17 protein-coding genes are annotated in these 20,291 nt (G+C 63.6%); 12 read left to right on the top strand and 5 right to left on the bottom strand.

Going from position 1 to position 20,291, the window contains the following annotated elements:
• The first annotated feature begins 15 nt into the window (after positions 1 to 15).
• Positions 16 to 699 (top strand): WecB/TagA/CpsF family glycosyltransferase, encoded by a 684-nt coding sequence (locus JQ639_RS08305; protein WP_211965653.1) that lies wholly within the window; start codon positions 16 to 18, stop codon positions 697 to 699.
• Here JQ639_RS08305 and JQ639_RS08300 read toward each other — a convergent pair.
• Positions 653 to 2,068 carry a lipopolysaccharide biosynthesis protein gene (locus tag JQ639_RS08300; RefSeq protein WP_211965652.1) on the bottom strand — a complete coding sequence of 472 codons (1,416 nt, stop codon included), beginning with the start codon at positions 2,066 to 2,068 and terminating at the stop codon, positions 653 to 655. The genes JQ639_RS08305 and JQ639_RS08300 overlap by 47 nt on opposite strands.
• A 117-nt stretch (positions 2,069 to 2,185) precedes the next feature.
• On the opposite strand from JQ639_RS08300, the gene JQ639_RS08295 reads away from it, so the two are divergent.
• The 4 genes from JQ639_RS08295 to JQ639_RS08280 all read left to right on the top strand — a co-directional run bounded on the left by JQ639_RS08295 (position 2,186) and on the right by JQ639_RS08280 (position 7,263).
• Positions 2,186 to 3,262 (top strand): glycosyltransferase family 4 protein, encoded by a 1,077-nt coding sequence (locus tag JQ639_RS08295; RefSeq protein ID WP_249123015.1) that lies wholly within the window; start codon positions 2,186 to 2,188, stop codon positions 3,260 to 3,262.
• Between the two features lie 44 nt (positions 3,263 to 3,306).
• The gene (locus JQ639_RS08290) at positions 3,307 to 4,461 is read left to right on the top strand and encodes a glycoside hydrolase family 5 protein (protein ID WP_211965651.1); all 1,155 of its coding nucleotides are present in this window, start codon (positions 3,307 to 3,309) and stop codon (positions 4,459 to 4,461) included.
• 172 nt (positions 4,462 to 4,633) lie between these two features.
• Positions 4,634 to 6,034, top strand: a complete 1,401-nt coding sequence (locus JQ639_RS08285) for a GumC family protein (protein WP_211965650.1) — start codon at positions 4,634 to 4,636, stop codon at positions 6,032 to 6,034.
• Positions 6,031 to 7,263 (top strand): surface polysaccharide polymerase, encoded by a 1,233-nt coding sequence (locus JQ639_RS08280; RefSeq protein WP_211965649.1) that lies wholly within the window; start codon positions 6,031 to 6,033, stop codon positions 7,261 to 7,263. Before JQ639_RS08285 ends, JQ639_RS08280 begins: the two co-directional genes overlap by 4 nt.
• Here JQ639_RS08280 and JQ639_RS08275 read toward each other — a convergent pair.
• Complete coding sequence (locus tag JQ639_RS08275; protein WP_211965648.1) at positions 7,253 to 8,353, bottom strand: GNAT family N-acetyltransferase; 1,101 nt, start codon at positions 8,351 to 8,353, stop codon at positions 7,253 to 7,255. The genes JQ639_RS08280 and JQ639_RS08275 overlap by 11 nt on opposite strands.
• Positions 8,354 to 8,822: 469 nt before the next feature.
• Between JQ639_RS08275 and JQ639_RS08270 the strand changes: the two genes are divergently transcribed.
• Together JQ639_RS08270 and JQ639_RS08265 are read left to right on the top strand one after the other, a co-directional pair.
• A complete protein-coding gene (locus JQ639_RS08270; protein WP_211965647.1) occupies positions 8,823 to 9,998 on the top strand; it encodes a hypothetical protein in 1,176 nt (391 codons plus the stop codon).
• 2 nt (positions 9,999 to 10,000) lie between these two features.
• A complete protein-coding gene (locus tag JQ639_RS08265) occupies positions 10,001 to 10,939 on the top strand; it encodes a glycosyltransferase family 2 protein (RefSeq protein ID WP_211965646.1) in 939 nt (312 codons plus the stop codon).
• A 37-nt stretch (positions 10,940 to 10,976) separates the two neighbouring features.
• On the opposite strand, the gene JQ639_RS08260 is transcribed toward JQ639_RS08265, so the two are convergent.
• The 3 genes from JQ639_RS08260 to JQ639_RS08250 form a co-directional block, all read right to left on the bottom strand.
• A complete protein-coding gene (locus tag JQ639_RS08260; protein WP_249123088.1) occupies positions 10,977 to 11,429 on the bottom strand; it encodes a flavin reductase family protein in 453 nt (150 codons plus the stop codon).
• Between the two features lie 121 nt (positions 11,430 to 11,550).
• A complete protein-coding gene (locus tag JQ639_RS08255) occupies positions 11,551 to 12,255 on the bottom strand; it encodes an acyl-homoserine-lactone synthase (RefSeq protein WP_211965644.1) in 705 nt (234 codons plus the stop codon).
• Positions 12,256 to 12,351: 96 nt separating this feature from the next.
• Complete coding sequence (locus JQ639_RS08250) at positions 12,352 to 13,074, bottom strand: helix-turn-helix transcriptional regulator (protein WP_211974958.1); 723 nt, start codon at positions 13,072 to 13,074, stop codon at positions 12,352 to 12,354.
• 533 nt (positions 13,075 to 13,607) lie between these two features.
• Here JQ639_RS08250 and JQ639_RS08245 point away from each other — a divergent pair.
• From JQ639_RS08245 to JQ639_RS08225, 5 genes are all read left to right on the top strand, one after another.
• Positions 13,608 to 14,465: a class I SAM-dependent methyltransferase gene (locus JQ639_RS08245; RefSeq protein ID WP_211965642.1), complete on the top strand. Its 858-nt coding sequence runs from the start codon at positions 13,608 to 13,610 to the stop codon at positions 14,463 to 14,465.
• 67 nt (positions 14,466 to 14,532) lie between these two features.
• The gene (locus tag JQ639_RS08240) at positions 14,533 to 15,819 is read left to right on the top strand and encodes an SfnB family sulfur acquisition oxidoreductase (protein ID WP_211965641.1); all 1,287 of its coding nucleotides are present in this window, start codon (positions 14,533 to 14,535) and stop codon (positions 15,817 to 15,819) included.
• A gap of 53 nt (positions 15,820 to 15,872) precedes the next feature.
• Positions 15,873 to 17,174, top strand: a complete 1,302-nt coding sequence (locus tag JQ639_RS08235) for a lysine N(6)-hydroxylase/L-ornithine N(5)-oxygenase family protein (protein ID WP_211965640.1) — start codon at positions 15,873 to 15,875, stop codon at positions 17,172 to 17,174.
• Positions 17,171 to 18,241, top strand: a complete 1,071-nt coding sequence (locus JQ639_RS08230) for an NAD(P)/FAD-dependent oxidoreductase (protein WP_211965639.1) — start codon at positions 17,171 to 17,173, stop codon at positions 18,239 to 18,241. The genes JQ639_RS08235 and JQ639_RS08230 overlap by 4 nt, the downstream gene beginning before the upstream one ends.
• Positions 18,229 to 20,241: a class I tRNA ligase family protein gene (locus tag JQ639_RS08225; RefSeq protein WP_211965638.1), complete on the top strand. Its 2,013-nt coding sequence runs from the start codon at positions 18,229 to 18,231 to the stop codon at positions 20,239 to 20,241. Before JQ639_RS08230 ends, JQ639_RS08225 begins: the two co-directional genes overlap by 13 nt.
• Positions 20,242 to 20,291 lie beyond the last annotated feature (50 nt).

Raw genomic sequence — 20,291 nt, 5'->3', positions numbered from 1 at the left:
ACCGCGGGCGACGCGGTGCGCAAGGTCGATGCTCACCTCGGCGGTAATTCCGCTGCGCTTGTCACGTTCCTGAATGCTCATGTCTCGAACGTCGCGGCCCGCAGTTCCGAATTGCGCGACGTGCTGCGCAACAGCCTCGTCCTGAATGACGGTATTGGCGTCAGCCTCGCATCCTTCGTGCTCCACGGCGAATTCTTCCCCGACAACCTGAATGGCACGGACTTCATCCCGCGCTTCCTCAAGGAAACCCGGCATCTCTTCCGTATTTATATCGTCGGCGCGGCCGCCGGCATCGGCGAGCGCGCCATCGAAGCGCTGAGCGCGACTGCGCCGCAGCACGACTATGTCGGCGCGCACCATGGTTTCTTCGACGATCACGAATCGGGAGCCGTTCTGGAGGACATCCGGCAGTCCGGCGCCGATCTGGTGCTCGTGGCGATGGGCACGCCGAAGCAGGAGCTGTGGGCGGAGAGCCACCTGATCCGCACCGATGGCCCCTCCGCGATCTGTGTCGGCGGATTGATCGATTTCGTGTCGCAGGAAAAGCCGCGCGCCCCCCGCTGGGTGAGGGCGCTGCGTGCCGAATGGATCTTCCGGCTGATCGTCGAGCCGCGCCGGCTGTGGCGGCGCTACCTGATCGGTAATGGCTGGTTCATCGCGCGCCTGGGGCTTGCCTACTTCCAGTCGCGACGAGCTTGAGAAGATCGAAGCGCCACACGACGAGCGCGAGGGCGGCCGACAGCAGCAGCACGTCGACGGCATGCCGGACGGCTTCCGTAGCTATCTCCGCTCCGATCAGACGGCACAGCAGCACCAGCACGGCCGCGATCACCGGAATGCCCACCAAAGCCGGCACGTCGATCGGCAGCACATGAAGACGGCGGCCGATGACAGCGCCGATCAGGCAGGCCGCCGCATGGGCAATCATCAGCGCGATGGCGCCGCCGACTGCGCCATGCGCCGGCACCAGCAGGATCGCCAGCACCGTCGACGACAGCACGAACGCGACTGCGATCAGCAATTCCAGGAACGTACCGTTGCTGAAGTAGATCACCTGTCCGAAGTAGAAGCTGCGCAGCATCATGAAACCGAAGCCGACCGCGAAATACGGGATGATGCCGGCGCCGGTGTCGGCGAACTCTGCGCCGAGCAGCAACCGAGCCAGCGTGTCGCCGAACAGGATGAAGAACGCTGCGCCGAATGCGCCAGCAGTGAGGCAGGCGCGAAATGCCGAACGCATCACCGCGTCGGAAGCGTCCCGGCGGCCTTCGTCGGCATGCTGCTTGGCGACGGTGATCAGCGCCAGCGCGATGGACTCGCCGGCGACCATGTAGCTCTGGCGCATCATGTCGGCGATGACGCCGTAGGGGCCGAGCACGGCATTGCCGGCGAAATGGGCGATCAGGAAGCGGTCGACGGTTTGCCCAAGGGCGAAAACGCCGAACGACAGGATCAGCGGCCAGCCATAGCGGACGAGTGCATGCATCGCGTCGGGTGTCGGACGGGCGGTGCGGAAGCTTCGCAGCATCGTCAGCGATGGGATCGTCGCCACCAGATGGCCTGCAGAGACGCCAAGCGCGAGCGTGAAGGCAGAGTGGTTGAAGGCAAGGAATATGCAGCCGATCACCAGCACGAACACGGCCCGGCAGATCATGCTCACCGCGACGGTCGTCGCCTGATGGAGCGTGCGGTTGATTTCGAGGGCGCCCTCGTAGACCGTCATGGTGGCGAACAGCGCGATCAGCGCCAGGGTGAAGTCGAGCCGCATCGGCAGCAGTGCGCAGAGCGCGAGCAGCACGGTGCTGGCGATGCCGATGGCGGTCGCCATGAGCCGTGCATAGGAAGCGATGATCGCGCGCTCGTCCGCGGCGCGATAGACGCCGAAATAGGAGAATTTCATCCACTGTGTCGCGAAGCCGTAGACGACGATGGCCCAGGCGAACATCAGGATGTAGGAGCCATAGTCCGCCGGGCCGATCAGGCGGGCGAAAACCGCCACCGACGCCAGGTTGCCGACCGCTGAAATGGCGCGGGAGCCGAAATAGACAACGAGTTTTGAACTGCCCATCATGAACTTGAATTGGTCGAAAAGCCGCGGCGGCGCCAGGTTCGTCGCGCCGTCCGTTAACCGATCGGAACGCCGCCCGCCTGTACTATCGCCTTTGGAAGGTAAGGGACAGTGAATATGGGCAAGGAGAGCAGGGGGGAGCCGCTGAGGGTCCTCCAGATCCTGCACACCGACGAACGGGGCGGCATCGAAACGCTGGCGAGCGCCATCGCAGCGGGGCTCGCCGCGCGCGGCGTCGAGGTCGATACCGTTTTTCTGTTCTCGCGTCCGGACGCCGGCTTTGTCGGCAAAATCGCCGGGGCGTTAACCATGGCCTGGCGTCTGCTGCGCGATGACCATGACGCGATTGTCGCGTATCAGGCGACGGCATCGCTGCTCGTCGGGCTGTGCGGTGCTCTCCGCGGCTGCCGCCGCCGCATCGTTCATCAGACCGCCGTGCCGGCCGCGACCGCGTGGCCGCTGCGCCTCGCGGACAAGATCGCCGGTTCGCTCGGCCTCTATACTGCCAATGTCGCCAACACCGCGGCGACGCGCAAGCAGTTCGACGGCTATCCCGCAAGTTATCGCCGGCGGCTGGTGCTGATCGAGCACGGCCTCGTTCATCGTGCCCCCTGGCGCACCCGCGAGGAGACGCGACGCCTGTTCGCGCTGCCCGAGGACGCCCCGCTGCTTCTCAATGTCGGGCGCATGGCGCCCCAGAAGAACCAGGCGGTGGTGATCGCCGCTCTCGCCGAGGTCGATGGCGCCGCATTCGTTGTCGCCGGACAAGGCTCCGAGCGCGATGCCTACGAGGCACAGGCCGAACGGCTTGGCGTCGCCGATCGGCTGCATCTGCTCGGCGCGGTTGCGCCGGCGGAAATCGCCAATCTCTATGCGGCATGCGATGCTTTCGTTTTCCCGACCGTCTGGGAGACGTTCGGGCTCGCTGCCGCGGAGGCTGCGATGAGCGGGATTCCGATGGCGGTCTCGGACATCGCGGTGTTGCGCGAGGTGCTGTCCGCGACGACGGCGCCGGTGATCTTCGTGCCGCCGGACGATCTCAAGGGTTGGGCTGCTGCCATTCGCCAGTTGCTCGCAACGCCGCCGCCTCGCCATGTGCTGAACGCGTTCGCACAGGAGGTCGCGACGCGCTATTCCGTCGAGCGTATGATCGACAGCTACATTGAATTGCTGAACGATCGTCGCGAACCATGATCTCCAGATTTGCACGACCGCTGCTTGTGTCTGCTGTCGCCGTCATGATCCTTGCGGCCAGCAGCGCCGGAGCGTCGCCGTTCCGGAAAGGCACCAGCCTGCAGGTCTTTACGTTTCCGGCCGTCGTCGGCGACGGCTATGCCGACGATCCGTTTCCGTCGCGGGCGGGCGCCGAAACGTTCTTCGCGACGGCGCGGCTGGCGGCGGCCGGTTTCGATCACGTCCGCCTGCCCGTCGATATCGGTCCCTTCCTCGACGATCCCGGCGAGCGCCGCTGGAAGGTGTTTCGAGGCTATTTCGCAGAGTTCGTGCGAGATCTCAGCCGCAATCGGCTCGGGATCATCGTCACGCTGGTTGCGCCGGGATCGCATGGACAGATTCCGGAAGACCAGCTCGATGGCCTGACGGGAGCGAGGTTCGGGCGCTATGCGGCGCTCGTGGAGCGGTTCGCACGCGAGCTCGAGAGCTGGAAGCTGCCGGCTCTGGCGCTCGAGCCGATGAACGAGCCGCAGCAGGCTTGCGCCAAGCCATCCGGACCGGACTGGACCGACTATCAGGACGTTCTGCTGCGACGGATGCGCGCAGCGGCGGGCTCGCTCTGGCTCGGTGTCACCGGGGGCTGCTGGTCACAGATCCAGGGCCTCGAGAAGCTGACCGGTGAACGGCTGCGGGATTCGCGCGCGTTCCTCAGCATTCATTTTTACGACCCGTTTCTGTTCACCCACCAGGGCGCGGACTGGACGCTGCCGATCATGCCGTTGATTTCCGGACTGCCATACCCGGCACGTGAGGGCGCGGCCGACAATGTGCTGGGGCGTATGCCCGGCCTGAAGCTGTCGCCGAAGGACGAAGCGCGCCGCCCGCAACTGACGCAGCAGGCAACGGACGCTGTGCGCAACTACTTCCACGAAGACTGGCGGGCCGACGTGCTCGCGGCGAAGCTGGACAGCTTGCAGGCATGGTGTGCGCGTAACAGCGTGCCGGCGGACCGCGTGGTCTTTACCGAGTTCGGAGCGATGAAGACGGCCGGCGGTGGCGTATCCCGGCGGCGCTGGCTGCACGATGTTTCGTCCTCCGTTGCATCCCGGGGCTGGGGGTGGACGCTATGGTTGTTGAAGCAGGGACCGTTCGGCCTCGACGATGCCGGCGGCCGCTATGATCCGTCCCTGCTGGAGGCGATCGGTGTTGGCCCCCTCTGAGGCCCGTGACGATTTTGGCAAAATGGCTTATTTTTTGCTAAAATTGCCGTCACGTTGACGGATCGCCGTGAGAGGCGCCGGGCTGTCCCGTTGTGCGCCATAGGCGCACCTCTTCGGGACGCGACTGACAATGTAAACCGGACGTCAAGTAGTACCGCGTAAAGGCTCTGGTATGGCACTTTCAGAGAATGACAGATCCAGTGTGTATATACCGCTGGCCCGTCTGGATATCCGTGAATTCGCCGGAATGTTCCGCCGCCGCGCCGCGATCATCATCGCCTCGGTCATTGTCTGCGCCTGCCTCGGGGCGACCTACGTCGCTCTGGTTCCGCCGAAATACGCCGCCTTCGGCCGCATTCTGCTCGATCCGCAGGGGTTGCAGATCGTCGGCACAGGTGTCGAACAGCGTGGCGCGCGTGACACCAGCGCGATCGAGGCGGAGAGCCAGGTCTACGTTCTGACCTCGCGCAGCGTCTTCGATCGCGTCATTGCCCGCGAGAAGCTCGAAACCAGCCCGCTGTTCGGCGCCCGGCCGCGGGGCATCCTCACCGGCCTGCTGGTCGGCCTCGGCATGGCGCGTTCCGTCGATCCGCACGCCATGGCTCTTCGCCAACTGGAGCGCGCGGTGTCGATCACCCGCAGCACGGGATCGTTCGTCATCAACGTCAATGTCGTGACGGAGGATGCTCAGGTCTCGACTCGTGTCGCCGACGCCATCATGGAGTGCTACGTCGACGAGCAGAACCTCGCCCAGGCCGAAACGGCGCGGCGTGCCGGCACGGCGCTGGTGACGCGGCTGGAAACCCTGCAGTCTCACGTGCGCGAGGCCGAGCAGCGCTACGAGAAGTACCGCAGCGAGCATGGCATCGTCGTCGCCAACGGCCAGCCGGTGCTGGACAAGCAGATCAGCGATCTCTCGGGCCAGATCTCGACCGCGGAAGCGCGGGTCAACGAGCTGCGCTCGGCGCTCAACCAGATCGAGGGTGTCAAGAAGGGCACGCTCGACCTCGACGCCATTCCCGAGGCGTTTCGCGGTGGCGCCATCGAGGCTCTGAAGAACAAATATGCAGTCGCCAAACAGGCCGAGGTCAATATCGGCGCGACGCTGGGACCGCGGCACCCTGATCGCGTCACGGCTGCGCAGCAGACCGCGGAGGCGCGGCGGCAGCTCGACCAGGCGATCCTCGACATCATCCAGTCGACCACGGTCGACCTCAATCGTGCTGAGGCGGTGGTCAGCGGCCTCAAGGCGAATCTCGAGAAGGCCAAGACCGACCTGTCCGGCATGAACGAAGCGTCGGTTCGCCTGCGCGAGCTCGGTCGCGACGTCGAGGCCAACCGATCGATTTACGAGGCCTTTCTGGTGCGCTCGCGCGAGCTTGGTGAGCAGCAGCGTTTCGACAGCTCCAACACCCGCATCATCAGCCGGGCCACCGCGGCTTTCGATCCGAGCGGTCCGACGCCGGTGCTGGTGCTGGCCGCGAGCATCCTGTTCGGCCTCGGCCTCGGTGCGGCGCTTGCCTGGCTGGTCGAGCAGGCCTGGTTCGCCAGGAAGAAGGCCCCGCTGCGATGACCGACGCCGTCGCCGCTTCGCATCGCGCGGCCGGCATGGACTTCGACGGTGCGCGCGTGGCGCGGCTGATCGTCATCGCGGCGCTCGTCTTCAATCTGATACTGAGCTTCGTCAATGCCAGCGTCATGCGGATCGGCGCGAGCCATGTGATCGCGGTCGAGCTCGTTCTGCTCGGGATCGCGACGGCAATGGTTGCGAGCCGGAGCGTGGCGTTCTATGCCGTGTCGGTGCTGGTGCTGCCGATGCTGATCCTGCTGCTGGTGCTGCGTTATCAGCTCGATGCCAAGGCGATCCGCGACGCCTTCATTCCCATCGTGTTCTTCTTTCTCGGCCGGCACTTCGGATCGCCGGAGTCGGGAGATCGCGTCGTGCTCGCCGCGATCCTGGTCGTGGTTGCAGGCGCGCTGTTCGAGTGGCTGTTCCTCGATACCTACCTGAAGTATTTCGATGTGCTCGGCTACTATCAGGCGCGCGGCAGCGTTGATGCATCCGTCGGGGGCGATGGCCCGGGGCTGTTCATTAGCGGCTTGCGCTTCGAGGGACGTACGCTGCTGCCGTTTCTCGGCGAGCATCGGGTGTCGTCGGTGTTTCTCGAGCCAGTGTCGCTCGGCAACTTCGGCGCCATCGCCTTTGCCTGGGTTTTGCTGCGCGACCACGGCCACATCTGGCGCCTTGTTATCAAGGTGCTGCTGATCGCCATGGTCCTGGTCCTTGGCGACGCCCGTTTTGGGCTCTACCTCTGCGGTGTGGTGCTGCTGGTCTACATGGTGTCGCCGCTGGTGCGGCCGACCATGGTGTTCGTGCTGCCATTCCTGATCGTCATCGCGCTGGTGACCTATGCCGGCGCCATGGCCGGGGCACCGTGGGACAACACCATCATGGGCCGCTTCCTTCTCAGCGGTCAGCTGCTGTCGACGCTGGACATCAGCCAGGCGCTCGGCATCAAGGTGTCGGCTGTCGATTTCGACGATTCCGGCTACTCTTACGTGCTGTCGCGCTATGGCATCGTCGGCGCCGCTGTGCTGTGGGGACTTTATGTCTACGGTGCACCGGCGGAAACGGCATCGTCGTGGCGCTACAAGCTGTTCGTCTGTGTCTACCTCGTACTGCTGCTGTCCATCAGCACGTCGACGGTGACGATCAAGACGGCGGCGCTGCTCTGGTATCTGGCCGGCTGCGTCGCCACCGGCGTGGCGTCGGCGCCGCAGGTGTTGCGCTTCAGGGATTAGCGCTGCGCCGGACGAGCCGTCGCGCCCAGTGCTGGGCCGTTGGCGAGTGTGACATCGCCTTTGCGAGGATTCGCCCGGGAACGGTGAAACCACGCCACAGGGCCCACATGCCGGTGGCGCTGGTGCCGAAATCCCGTTTGTAGGACTGGTCGCCGATCGTGAAATCGAACCGTGCCATGCCGCGGGCGATGCAGTCTCGCAATGCATCCTCGATGACCAGCAGGCCAACCGAGTAGTTGCGGTAGCGGGCGAAGTCGAAGCCCGTGAGGACGAGATGGAAGGTGTCGCCGCTGACAAGTCCGAACGCGATGCTGGCCGGAGCGCCGTTGACGTTCAGGGTATAGGCGCGGCCGAGCGGGCCGTCCGCGGACACATCGCGATAGAAGCGCGCGAACGTGTCCTTGCTAAGGATGTCGATCATGGTGATTTCGCGGAAACGGTGTTCGCGAAAAGCCCGGATCCGGTCGAGCGCCTCGGCGAGGCCGTCGGGCGTTTCGGTGACCGCGATGTCGATGCGCCCCTTGCGTGACAGATCTCGTCGCTTGGTATCGAGGAACCGGCGCTGTGACGCCGACATGCTGGCATCGCGCCAGTGCTCGAACGTGCCGAACAGGCGGGTGTCGTGGGCACCGAAATCGAGCTTGGTGCGGTGTGCGCGGCCGATCAGGTCGAGCGCGGGCAGGGACGGCTCGGGAACTTTGCGGGCGACGATGATATCGTTCCTCGCCAGCAGCCTTTGGAGATCGGAGGCGAGGGCCTTGTCCGCGAGCAAGGTCGGCAGTTGCGCAGGATCGGCAATGACGGTGCAATAGTCACTGACACCGAAGTCCGCGAATTCTGCGACGCGAAACATCCAGTAGCGGCGCTGGACCAGCGGGAGCACCGCCACGAGCTGTGCGCTGGCCTGCTCCCTGATCGTGATGATGGAGGGGGAGACTCGGAAATCCGCAACAAGGCCACCGTAGACGTGGTCGAGCCACGCGGGGCTCTGAAAGACCGTCGCATTGGCGCGCGCGTACAGGTTCTTATACTCATCCGATTGGAAATCGTAGGAGCTGAGATCGGCGATGGTCCAGCGTGAGGAGGTCATAAGTCTTTCGACGTCGCGATGACATCATCGCGATCTACAATACGAAGCTGTACTGTGCATAGCAATTCTTCGTCCCGTTGTACTTGCAGTCGGGATTGCCCCGATATCGGGCGGCGTTGGTCGGAGGGGCGCGGATGACCGCGAGCGCATCGGGCGTTCGTCACGCGAGCAGGATATCGAGAATGACCCGTTGAGAATGAGGTCGCGACGACGAACTGACCTTCGTGGCGCCGGCCGCTCGGCGGGACGAGGCGGCGTCGGCGGACCTTGCCGGACTGATTTGGGGGCCGGGCGTTGCCATGGAAGCGTCTTTGAGGTGCTGCCGGTTACAGGATACGCCCAGATAAGCCATTGCATTTGAAGTGTTTCTGATTAGAACCATTTCGGTTGCGGAGCGGCGGCTGGATGTCGTTGCCCTGTCGTCGCGGGGCTTCTGCGACAGTTCATGACGCCTTGGGGGCAGGTGGAGATGGTGGAAAGCGCTAAGACGCTGCCTGATCGCGCGAAATGGACGTTTAGCCTCGGTTTTCGGCGGCTCTTGCTGGCCATTCTCTGTGCCGCAGTGGCGGCCAGCGTGTTCTGGTCAGCGGCGCACTGGAGCGAGCGCCGCGGCGTCTTCGACGACATCGGCTACCTGCGCCAAGCCCATCTGTTTCAGCGTTTTGGCCTCGGCGGTTTCGACACCGACATCCGTCGGGACGACGATCACTTTTTCAGGGATGCTGCGGCTGAGGTCAGCGCCCTCGTCTGGAACGATCCGAACCGGCCGATCACCCATACCTTCATTCCGAAAAGGGACACCTGGGTCCTTCAGTACCCGCCGGGTACCGGGGCATTGCTGGCGGTCTTTCCCGAAGGGCGGCAGGTCGCGGGCCTCTATATCTCTGCAACGCTGGTTGTGCTGCTGGCGGCCTGTGCGCTGATCTTCCGGGCCCGATCCACCCTTGTGTTGAGTGCCTGCGGTCTGTTCGGCGTGCTGTCGGTCTACATGATGGTGAACCCCGCCAAGGCCAGCTACTCAGCGGCGCCGTCCCTCGCCATTTGCGCCCTGCTCGGGCTGCTGACGCCACGCCTGTTCGCCTCCGCAGGCGCTACGCGGCTGGCGGCGGCGGCTCTCATCGGTCTCCTTGTCGGACTGAGCGCGAACCTGCGCATTGCCAATATCCTGCTGGCCGGCGGGTTTGGTTTCGGCTGCCTGCTCGAGCTGCTGCACGCACGGTTCGGCCGTTTCAAGAGCGAAACAGTGCTCGTCGGTCTCGGCATTCTGGCAGGTGTCGTGCCGACGCTGGCGGCCAACTGGATCAATGTCGGCAGTCCGCTGTCGACGACCTACAGTTCGGTCGATGCGTCGCCCCCCGACTGGACGTTCAGTTCGGCACTCTATTATCTCACCAACACGCAAGGGATCCTGCTCGTCGTCGGGCTGGCTGCAGCCATTGTGCTGCATGTGCGCGCGCCGGCACGCCGCACGCGCATTGCGGCACAGGTTGCGATCGTCAACAGTCTCATTAACGCGGCATTCTTTTTCACCCATCAACTTTACACGCCCTATTATCTGATGCCTGGCGTGATGCTGTCGCTCTGGATCGTCCTGGCGGCATCGGTCGATGCCGAACGTGAGCCGCTTGCGGTTCAGGGAGTGTGATGATGGCTGTCCAGGTTGCGCGGGTGGCCGTCCTGGTTCCGTGCTTCAACGAGGAGCAGGCGGTCGGCAAGGTTGTGGCGGATTTTCGCGCCGCACTGCCTGATGCGGACATCCACGTCTACGACAACAATTCCAGCGATCGCACCGTCGAGGTGGCGCGGGGCGCGGGCGCTCTGGTCGGCCGTGAGCGGCGGCAGGGCAAGGGCCATGTGGTGCGCCGGATGTTCGCCGATATCGACGCCGACATCTATGTGCTCGTCGACGGCGATGCGACCTACGATGCGCCCAGCGCGCCGCAGATGATCGAACTGCTGGTCGAGCAGTGCCTCGACATGGTCGTCGGACTGCGTGTCGATCAGGTCCAGGCCGCTTATCGTCCCGGCCACCGTCTCGGCAACCGCGCGCTCACCGGGTTCCTCGCCATGGTGTTCGGCCAGCAGTTCAAGGACATCCTGTCAGGCTACCGCGTGTTCTCTCGCCGTTTCGTCAAGTCCTTCCCCGTGCTGTCTGACGGATTCGAGATCGAGACCGAGCTGACGGTTCACGCGCTGGAGCTTGCGCTGCCGGTCGCCGAGGTCGCGACGCCATATTATGCGCGGCCGGCGGGATCGGAATCCAAACTCAACACCTGGCGGGACGGCTTCCGCATCCTCAATACCATCATCAAGCTGTACCGCTCGGAGAAGCCGCTGAGCTTCTTCGCCGGCATCGGCGTCCTCCTCGCGCTCGCCTCCGTCGTGCTCGCCGCTCCCTTGGCGGTAACCTATCTCGAAGAAGGGCTCGTTCCGCGACTGCCGACCGCGGTGCTGTCGACCGGCCTGATGATTGTCGCCGTGCTGGCGATCAGCTCCGGCCTGGTTCTCGATACCGTGACGCGGGGGCGCCGCGAGATGAAGCTGCTGGCCTACCTGTCGCAGCCGGCGGTGCGTCGCAAGCCCTGAGCATCGGCGGGCGGCTCCGGGCCTCCGTCCGCTCGGGTCAGGTCAAGGCATAGGATGCAGCCGGATGGCCGTCCTGCCAGAGCAGGGGAGAGATGGGATCGGCGACCCGAGCGGCCTCGATCCGGCCGACGATCACGACATGGCTGCCATAGGCCATGCTGCCGTCGAGGCGGCAGAGCAGGGTCGCCTGGCCGTCCATCAGGCAGGGAAGACCGTCGATGACATCCCAACTGCCGTACTGGAAGCGAGCGGAACCTTTCTCCGCTCCGCTGAATACCGGGATCAGCGATCCCTGGCGCGCCTGGAGCAGGTTGGCCGAGAAGCGCTGGCAGCGCATCAGGGGGGCAAAGAGGCTTGCCGACCGATTGATGCAGGCGACAATAGCAGGCGGATCGGCGCACAGTGAATTGACCGTCGTCGCGATCATGCCGATGTAATGTTCGTCTTCCACCGTGGCGATGATCGACACGGTGGACGTCAGGCGCCGCATGGCCTTGCGGAAGTCCGTCACGATCGTGTCCGGATCGCTCAGCCGGAGATGTCGTGCCGTGGCGGTGGCGGATATCGTTGCCGGGTTCACGAAATCCTCCCAGAGCAGAAATTGATGATCCTCAGTTTGGTGCAGAGCCGCCGGTCTCGAGCCGGGCGTCGGCGTGAGGCCTGGGGGTCCTGGGGACCTGCGCGTTCCGCGTGCCGGCGGCCGTCATCAGCGGCAGGTCGCGCGCCCCCGACGAGGTCGTCACAGGTGCGAAATTGGCGAGGGCGCGGGCGCGGTCGAGCGAGTCGCGCCGAATATCGATCTGGATCGCGAGCGTCGGGACGTTTTCCACGGGCTGCGGCAGGCCGAGAGGGTGCACGACAAATCCAGCCTCGTGAAAGCGCGGCAGCCACCACATCTCGATGACCGCCGTGATCGAGGCGATACCGACATTGAGGCAGAACTCCTGGACGGCGGCCAGCAGCTCGAAATAGACCTTGCTCGACCGGTACTCTTTCACCACGAAGAAGCGCGACCATTCGTAGATCGCCACATCGCGCGGAACCGGACCGCGCGTGACCAGGTGCGGAAACACCTCGCTGATCATGTGCGGCTGCAGCGTCGGAAACAGACGGTGTCCTCCGATGACCCGTTCGCCGTCCATGGCGAGCATATAGATCGTGTCCGCCGTGTCGAACGCGTCGATCTCGCGGCCGTCCGGACGAGCGAGCGCTCGCCATCCCCGCTCCTCGACGAAGATCCGGTGGCGAATGACGTGATGGTCTTCGATGGCCCTGGCATATGGTCGCCGGTTCAAGGCGGTCACCACATGGATCATGTTGCTCCCTCTCATCGCTTGGCGAATGCTGGAAGGAACAATGGATGCGGCAGTTTTCTCCTCAATGGCAAAGGGTTGGACTTGACGTAAAAATAGTCACCACGGGATTTCGTGAAGCCTGATCGCCTCGGCGACGGCCTGGGTCTTGTTGATCGCCCGCAGCTTGCGGGACGCGGAGCCCACATGCTTGTTCACGGTGTCGACGCCGATGCCGAGTATGCAGCTCGTTTCCCATGCGGATTTGCCGGCCGCGGTCCAGGCCATGACCTCGCGTTCGCGCGCCGTGAGCCGTCGTCGTTGCGCCACGATTTCGCTGCGGGTATGGCGCAGCTTGTTGAACGCATAGACGGACATCAGGTGCACGCTGGCCTTGGCGAACTGCGCCGTGTCGACCTTGTCGCCGCCCATGGATACACACCACTCCAGCCCGAACAGGCCGTGGATCGGGACACAGAACCCGGCACTCATGCCGAACGACTTCGCTGCGTTCATGATGTGACGCGAGCGTGGGTGTCGCTCGGAGTCGTAGCGCGCGTCGGCCCACTCGAATGGTTCGATCGTCGAGCGGCAGAGCCATGCGACGGGATCGTCGAGGATGTAGCGTTCGCGCGCGTAGATCGCGAACCATTCGTCGGGCCAGTGCTTGTGAAGAATCTTCTGCTCGAAACGTTCTGTGAGATTCGGAAGCCCGGTGACGATGACCGTCGTGTAGCCGAAGGAGGAAATGGCTATCCGCAATTCGTCGACGATCCGTTCCGGATCGGGCACCAGTGTAATGCGATCGATGAAGTCAAATGCCTCGCGACCATAGTCCAACATCACTGTGGTCTCCTCGCCATCGCAAAATGTTTTTGGAGTTGCTAGATCACGATCAATCCATTCGTTTTCATGTCGGGAATGCTCTCGGCGCCCTGCCGGGGCGCCGAGCCGTATTCGCCTCTGGATGGTTGCTCAGAGCCAATGCACGGTCAAGATGCAGATCGGGTTGTCGGCTTGGTGTGCCAGACGAAGGTGGCCGATGTGGGGGCGAAGCGTGGCGCCCCTCCGTCACGACTGTTGTCCTTTCAGTTCGCCCCGTGATCATCGCGCAATACCGGTGCGGGCGTATGCGGAGGTGTGCTGATCGCGAAGACGAATATGTGTCAACGTTTCGGGGAGGCGATACCGCGTCAGCAGTGTGATGTCGCATTCCAACTTAGATCGCAGCCGATGGCAAATGTTGGGGGGTTGGCTGTCGAAGGTCGATGATCTTAATTGCGCCCGCTCCTGCACCGCAGGCGCTCTGCCTTCTCGTCGCGATCCATATTGTCATCTTCTCTTAAAATTTGAAGAGAGTATGCGCGGAGGCCACAATGGACATTCAGCACGCCAAGTCGACGCCGCCCGGCGCTTCCAAGGGCGTCTGGGAGGACGCACAAGCCTACGAACTCTACATCGGGCGCTGGGGACGTGTGGCGTCTCGCGAATTCGTGTCCTGGCTCGCGCCACCTTCGCGGCTGAAGTGGCTCGACGTCGGATGCGGGACCGGCGCACTGAGCGAGGCCATTGTCGATACCGCACCGGAGTCGGTGACCGCGGTCGATCGCTCGGACGGCTATCTTGCGCTCGCCCGCAAGATGATTCCCGGAGCGGGAGTGACCTTCCTTACCGGTGACGCGCAGGATTTACAGTTCCCCGATACATCGTTCGACGCGACGGTGTCGGCATCGATGCTGAACTTCCTCGCGGATCCGCCGCGCGCCGCGCGCGAGATGTGCCGCGTGACGAGATCCGGGGGGCGCGTAGCCGCCTATATCTGGGACTATGCCGAAGGCATGCAGTTTCTGCGAGCGATCTGGGCGGTTGCGTTCAAGCTCGACCCCGAGGCCATCAAGCACGATGAAGGTCATCGTTCGTCGATCCGGACGATCGACGACATGGCGAATCTGTTCGCCGCCTGTGACCTCACGCAACTCGAAACGTGCAAGATCCAGATTCCTACACGTTTCGCAAATTTCGACGCTTACTGGAAACCGTTTCTCGGTGGCCAGGGAACCGTTTCCAGCTATGTCTGCAGGCTGTCGTCAGAGCTGCGCGAAGAACTCAAGGAAGGCGTGCGCCGCGCGCTGCCAACGGCCGCCGATGGCAGCATTCACTTGACAGCACAAGCGCTGGCCGTACGCGCGCGCCGGCCCCAGGCCAGGCTCGGTGTCCGCCCGCTTCGTTCGTGAGACGTTGGAGATCTCGCTCGCGAGAGCCAATCGGCTCCCGCTCGCTCCCGGATCGCTGGAGAAACACATGACAACGGCGCAAACGCGCGAGGCCTCCACGACGACGGTCGTGATCGGCGAGGATGGGCACGGAACACCGGCGGTGCCCCCTCGAGTGATTGACTTGGAGCCTCGGGCAAAGGTCATTGCCAACGACGCCTCCGCCATTGCCGCTGCCGAGCAGGTTGCGGCAGTGGTGGCTCCAGGGGCTGCCGATCGGGACCGCGACCGGCGACTGCCATATGAGGAGCTCCGCGAATTGGCCGCAAGTGGACTGCTCGGCATCACCGTCCCGAAGGCTGCGGGGGGCGCGGGGGTTTCGACGACGACGCTTGGACGAGTGATGCAGATTCTCGCCGCGGCCGATTCCAACATCGCCCAGATTCCGAAGAACCATTTCCTGGCTCTCGATATCCTGTCACTGAACGGCTCCGCCGACCAGAAGCGCTTCATGTTTGACGAAGTCCTGAACGGCAGGCTGATCGGACATGCGGCCTCCGAGCGCGGAACGAAGAATGTGCTCGAGATCAAGACCCGCCTCGCTGGCAATGGCACAGGCCCGAAGCTGACCGGCAAGAAATTCTATACCACCGGATCGCTCTACGCCGACTGGATCGCCGCCAGCGCGATCGATGACAGCGGGCGCTACGTCACCTGCTTTGTCCCGCGCCATGCCGAGGGAGTGACCGTGATCGACGACTGGTCCGGCTTTGGGCAGCGCACGACCGCGAGCGGAACAACGATTTTCGATGGTGTCGTGGTCGATCCGACGCTGGTGTTGTCTCTGGAGGATGCCTACGTCAAGCCGACCCTGGCGGGGCCCGTGTCACAGTATCTGCATGCCTGCATCGACCTCGGGATTGCCGGCGCGGCGATCGACGAAACCATGTCGTTCGTCAATACCAGGGCGCGTCCCTGGGCTGACAGCGGCGTCGATCGAGCCTGTGAGGATCCCTACATTATCAGCGCGATCGGAGATCTGCGGATCCGCCTGTTCGCGGCGGACGCGGTGGTCGAGAAGGTCGGATTGAAGCTCGACCACGCCGCAGCATTGCCCACGACCGAGGACGCAGTCGCTGCGGCGTCGATCGATGTCGCGATCGCCAAGGTTCTGACGACCGAGCTTGCGATTCTCGCCACCAACAAGCTGTTCGAACTGTCGGGTGCTGGTGCCACGCTGGCGAGCGATAACCTCGATCGGTACTGGCGAAACGCGCGGACCCACACACTGCATGATCCCGTCCGTTGGAAATACAACGCCGTCGGCGATTTCTTTCTCAATTGCGTGAACCCACGGCGTCACAATTACATTTGACCGCGCTGCGATCGGTCAATGCCTTGCGAGCCGGTTGAACGGTGAGAGACATCATGCGCTATCGATGCGTGGGTATAGGCGTCGGACCGTCCAACCTCAGTGTGGCATCGCTGCTTCACGATCGGGAAGGCATCAGCAACGTTTTTTTCGACAGGAAGCCAAAATTCTCCTGGCACGATGGCATGCAGTTCCCCGAAGCCAATCTTCAGGTCGCCATCTTCAAGGATCTGGTGACGCTGGCCGATCCGACCAACAGCTTTTCGTTCATTTCCTATCTGCACTCCCAGGGGCGGATCTATCATTTCCTCAATGCGCGCTTCGAAAGCGTTCCACGCCGCGAGTTCTCAAACTATATGAGATGGGCCTGCGAGCGGAATGGCAATATTCGTTTCGCGGAGGATGTGAAAAGCATCACGTTCGACGGCACCTTTATCGTTGAGACCTCGCGCCAGCGTGTGATCGCCGACAACATCTGCGTCGGTGTCGGGATTTGCCCGAGAGTCCCGCCGTTCGTTCGCCTTCATCCGGATTCGACCAGTTTCCATGTCGCCGATTTCCTGCCGAACGCCTATCGGTTCCGCGGCAAGCGCGTCGTCGTGGTCGGCGGAGGTCAGTCTGGAGCGGAGGCGGTGCTGGCGCTGCTCACCGGCGGCCCGGGAGGGCTGCCGCATCAGGTCTCCTGGATTTCATCGCGAGACAATTTTCTTCCGCTCGACGATTCACCGTTCACCAATGACTATTTCACGCCGAGCCATTCGTCGTATTTTTTCGAGCAGACCGAACGCAGCAAGACAGCTTTTGTCGAGCGCAACCTTCTTGCCAGTGACGGTATTTCCGATCGGACCCTGCGCCAGATCTATCAGCGCATCTACACGCTGCGGTTCATCGATGTGGGCCCCCCTTCGGTTGGGTTGCTGCCAGGGCGGCGCGTGGTGCAGTGCGCCTATGACAGTGTCGGCTGGAATCTGCTGCTTGAGCATGCGGCGAGCGGGGCTACGGAGGTTTTGCGGGCCGATGTGGTGGTATGGGCCACGGGATTTCGACCGGCAGCGATGGAGTTTCTGGCGCCGCTCCTGCCACGGATCGAACGCCAACAGGATGAAATCCTGATCGACGACGATTTTGCGGCGATCTGGGACGGGCCCGCCGATCGCAACATCTTCGTGCTCAATGCCGCCCGCCGCCAGCGGGGGCTGCCGGATCCCAATCTGAGCCTGACGGCATGGCGCAGCCAGCGCGTGGTCGACCGGATCTGTGGCGGCGGACATGTTGGTGAAATCCAGCAGCCTTCGTTCATCAGTTGGGCTCAGTCGATCGAGCAATGTGAACGGCAGCCGCTCGAGAGGTTTGCATGACCGGGCCGATCGCGATCGTGGGAGGTGGAATTGTCGGCTGCTTGCTGGCGCGTGAGCTGTTGGCCGCGCGTGCCGACCTCCGCATTGTGCTTCTGGAACGTGACCTTGTCGGACTCGGGGCGTCGCAACGTTCCGCCGGTGTCCACTTTCCGTTCGGGCGAACCGAACGGCTGCGCGCGATGACGCGCTTCAGCGAGCAATACTATGCCGATCTGGGCCGACGGAATCCGCATCTGCCGCTGTTTCCTGTCGACTTCGTCGCGGCTGCGCCGGGTGCCGCGGCCGTCACCGCGCAGGAATGGTTCACCACGGCCGCTGCCGGCGACGTACCACCGTCGCGGCGTGTCGGGCTGTCGGCGTGGCCGCCGGACGCCGCGTTGTGGATGATGCCGGGATGCCACCATGCGGATGTCGGCGCACTGGCTCGCTCTCTGGCGACGGATTTGCGGCAGCACATTACGCTGCTGGAAGGGGTCGACGTCACCGCCGTGAATGAACGCGGTGACGGCGTCGCACTCGAGCTGTCGACCGGCGAAACCCTGCGCGCCGAAAAGGTCGTGCTGGCGCCGGGACCGTGGGTGAATGCGGCCGCCTGGCGACACCTGACCGCGCCGCTCGGCGTGCGCGTCAAGAAAATCGTCGCGCTGCATCTTGATCGCGCGGTGCGGCCGGACGCCGCCGCGGTGTTCTTTCCGCAGGACGACGCCTTCATCGTGCCGCTGAAGGATCGCGGCCATTGGCTCTACAGCTATACCTGCACGGAATGGGATCTGCAACCCGACGACATCCACGGGGGACTGACCGAGCGAAACCTCGCGGATGGCCGGGCGATTCTCGCCCGTTACGACGAGACATTGGCGTCCTCATTGCGATCGGGGCGCGTCTTTTGCGACGCCTACAGCCCAATGCGCGAGCCGCTCGTCACCACGGTCGGTGAACTGGGCCACATTGTCTTCGCCGGTGCGGCAAATGGGTCCGGCTATCGCCTGGCGCCCGCGATCGCTCGGGAAGTTGTCCAGCTTCTGAATCTCGAACATGGTCGGGGAGTTCTGCAATGCGCATCGTAGACGTGGCATTCGAGTCGTTCTCGCCGGCCTTCGGCATCGACATGGCGTCGATCTCAACCTTCGTCGGCGGCGACACGATGGCGAGTTTTGGCCGTGTGGCCGCTGGAGGAGAGAGCACGCCGCACCAGCATGACGAGGTCGAAGCCTTCGTGATCCTGCACGGTATCGGCGAAGTCATTGTCGACAACGTCGTACACAAGGTCGAGCCTGGCGTGGTGGCGATCTTCGATCCGTTCGAGACTCACGTGCTGCGCAACACCGGAGATGGCGATCTCACCTTCCTGGATGTGTATCGGCGTGATCCCGCGGCTGCGGTTTCCGCGGCAATGAACAGTGGCCACGAGCGCCTGTCCGGACGGCCTGTCTTCGTGTTTTCGACGCCGCCGACGCCGAATGGCGACCTGCATCTCGGACACCTGTCCGGGCCCTATCTCGGTGCTGACGTCTTTGTGCGCTTTCAGCGCCTGAACGGTGTCGAAGCCTACCATCTGACGGGGAGTGACGATTTTCAGAGCTACGTGGTCGGTCGGGCGCGCCAGGAGGGAAAGGTCCCGGCGGAGGTGGCAGCGCACTACGCCGCCGAGATCCAGACGACACTGGATATGATGGATATTCATCTCGACCAGTTCACCATCACCGGGACGGACGGCCGCTATCAGGATGGGCTCCGGCTGTTCTTCTCGCGGATCGTTGGTTCGGGGCGCGTAACGCGGCAGCGCGGGCCGGCTCTGTTCGACGGCGAGAGCGGTGCTTACCTCTACGAAGTCGATGTCGCTGGCAAATGCCCGAGCTGTGGCGTCGCGACCAGCGGCAATATCTGCGAGGAGTGCGGCGAACCGAACACCTGTGTCGAGCTGCTCGATCCGAAGTCGCGACTGTCAGACGCGCCACCACGTCGCGGATCGATCGAACGCTATGTTTTGCCTCTTCATGAATTCCAGGACGCTGTTGCGGATCATCATCGGCGTGGGAAGGTCTCCGCGCGTCTTCAGGATCTGGCCAGGCGCCTGTTCAGACGGCAGACGTTCGACCTGCCGGTGACCCATCCGGCGCAATGGGGAGTTCGCCCCAGCGAGGACACCGAGGGCGCGCAGGTCATCTGGGTCTGGCCGGAGATGGCTTTCGGTTTTCTGCACGGCATCGAAGAGCTGGGGCGCAGGCTTGGTCGCGGCTGGACTGCTGACGAGCCACGGAGCGACTGGAAGATCGTCCATTTTTTCGGCTACGACAACAGCTTCTATCACACCATTCTCTATCCGGTGCTGTATCGGCTTGCCTATCCCGACTGGCAGAACGATATCGAATACAACGTCAACGAGTTCTATCTGCTCGACGGGCAAAAGTTTTCCACCAGCCGGCGGCACGCGATCTGGGGCAAGGACATCCTCTCTCCCGCCACGGTCGACGCCATACGCTTCTACCTTTCGATGACACGCGGGGAGATCGAGCGTACCAACTTCGAGCTCGCCGCATTTCAGCGGGCGGTCTCAGACATTCTGATTGCTGGCTGGCAGAGCTGGCTGTCCGATCTCGGCTGCCGTGTGAAGACGGATTTCGCCGGACGTGCGCCGGATGCAGGAATCTGGGCTCCCGAGCACAGCGCGTTCCTTGGGCGGCTGCAGCTTCGTCTGGAGGCGATCACTCTCGGCTACGGCGCTGATGGCTTCTCGCTGAACGGGGTTGCAGCGGAGCTTCGGTCTCTGGTCGAGGATACGACGCGTTTCGCCAGGGCGAATCGCGCGCTTGCGGACGATCCTGCCACGCGGGACCTGTGGCGCACGGCGATTGCCCTGGAGCTCGCCGCGGCGCGACTGCTTGCACAGGCGACCGCGCCCATGATGCCGCAGTTCAGCGCACGCCTTGCACAGGCGCTCGGCGAGGGCGCGATCACGCGATGGCCGGATCGCGTCGCGCTGGTTGCGCCCGGGACGCCTATCGGGCTCGCTGACGCCATCTTCTTTGGGCCCGCCGAACTCATGCGGTCGGCACGGGCCGCTTGACGCCGGCAGGTCGGGGTCAGGCGGGCGGGTCCATTGTCGAAAGGAAATTC

Origin of the sequence: Bradyrhizobium sp. U87765 SZCCT0048, from assembly GCF_018131225.1 — a bacterium.
Lineage (GTDB): Bacteria > Pseudomonadota > Alphaproteobacteria > Rhizobiales > Xanthobacteraceae > Bradyrhizobium_A.
This window is presented reverse-complemented; position numbering and strand designations above follow the sequence as displayed.

Coding starts and splice junctions, on each gene's coding strand:
- JQ639_RS08300 (WP_211965652.1), bottom strand. CDS start 2,068: ATGGGCAGTTCAAAACTCGTTGTCTATTTCGGCTCCCGCGCCATTTCA.
- JQ639_RS08295 (WP_249123015.1), top strand. CDS start 2,186: ATGGGCAAGGAGAGCAGGGGGGAGCCGCTGAGGGTCCTCCAGATCCTG.
- JQ639_RS08290 (WP_211965651.1), top strand. CDS start 3,307: ATGATCCTTGCGGCCAGCAGCGCCGGAGCGTCGCCGTTCCGGAAAGGC.
- JQ639_RS08285 (WP_211965650.1), top strand. CDS start 4,634: ATGGCACTTTCAGAGAATGACAGATCCAGTGTGTATATACCGCTGGCC.
- JQ639_RS08280 (WP_211965649.1), top strand. CDS start 6,031: ATGACCGACGCCGTCGCCGCTTCGCATCGCGCGGCCGGCATGGACTTC.
- JQ639_RS08275 (WP_211965648.1), bottom strand. CDS start 8,353: ATGACCTCCTCACGCTGGACCATCGCCGATCTCAGCTCCTACGATTTC.
- JQ639_RS08270 (WP_211965647.1), top strand. CDS start 8,823: ATGGTGGAAAGCGCTAAGACGCTGCCTGATCGCGCGAAATGGACGTTT.
- JQ639_RS08265 (WP_211965646.1), top strand. CDS start 10,001: ATGGCTGTCCAGGTTGCGCGGGTGGCCGTCCTGGTTCCGTGCTTCAAC.
- JQ639_RS08260 (WP_249123088.1), bottom strand. CDS start 11,429: ATGCGGCGCCTGACGTCCACCGTGTCGATCATCGCCACGGTGGAAGAC.
- JQ639_RS08255 (WP_211965644.1), bottom strand. CDS start 12,255: ATGATCCATGTGGTGACCGCCTTGAACCGGCGACCATATGCCAGGGCC.
- JQ639_RS08250 (WP_211974958.1), bottom strand. CDS start 13,074: ATGTTGGACTATGGTCGCGAGGCATTTGACTTCATCGATCGCATTACA.
- JQ639_RS08245 (WP_211965642.1), top strand. CDS start 13,608: ATGGACATTCAGCACGCCAAGTCGACGCCGCCCGGCGCTTCCAAGGGC.
- JQ639_RS08240 (WP_211965641.1), top strand. CDS start 14,533: ATGACAACGGCGCAAACGCGCGAGGCCTCCACGACGACGGTCGTGATC.
- JQ639_RS08235 (WP_211965640.1), top strand. CDS start 15,873: ATGCGCTATCGATGCGTGGGTATAGGCGTCGGACCGTCCAACCTCAGT.
- JQ639_RS08230 (WP_211965639.1), top strand. CDS start 17,171: ATGACCGGGCCGATCGCGATCGTGGGAGGTGGAATTGTCGGCTGCTTG.
- JQ639_RS08225 (WP_211965638.1), top strand. CDS start 18,229: ATGCGCATCGTAGACGTGGCATTCGAGTCGTTCTCGCCGGCCTTCGGC.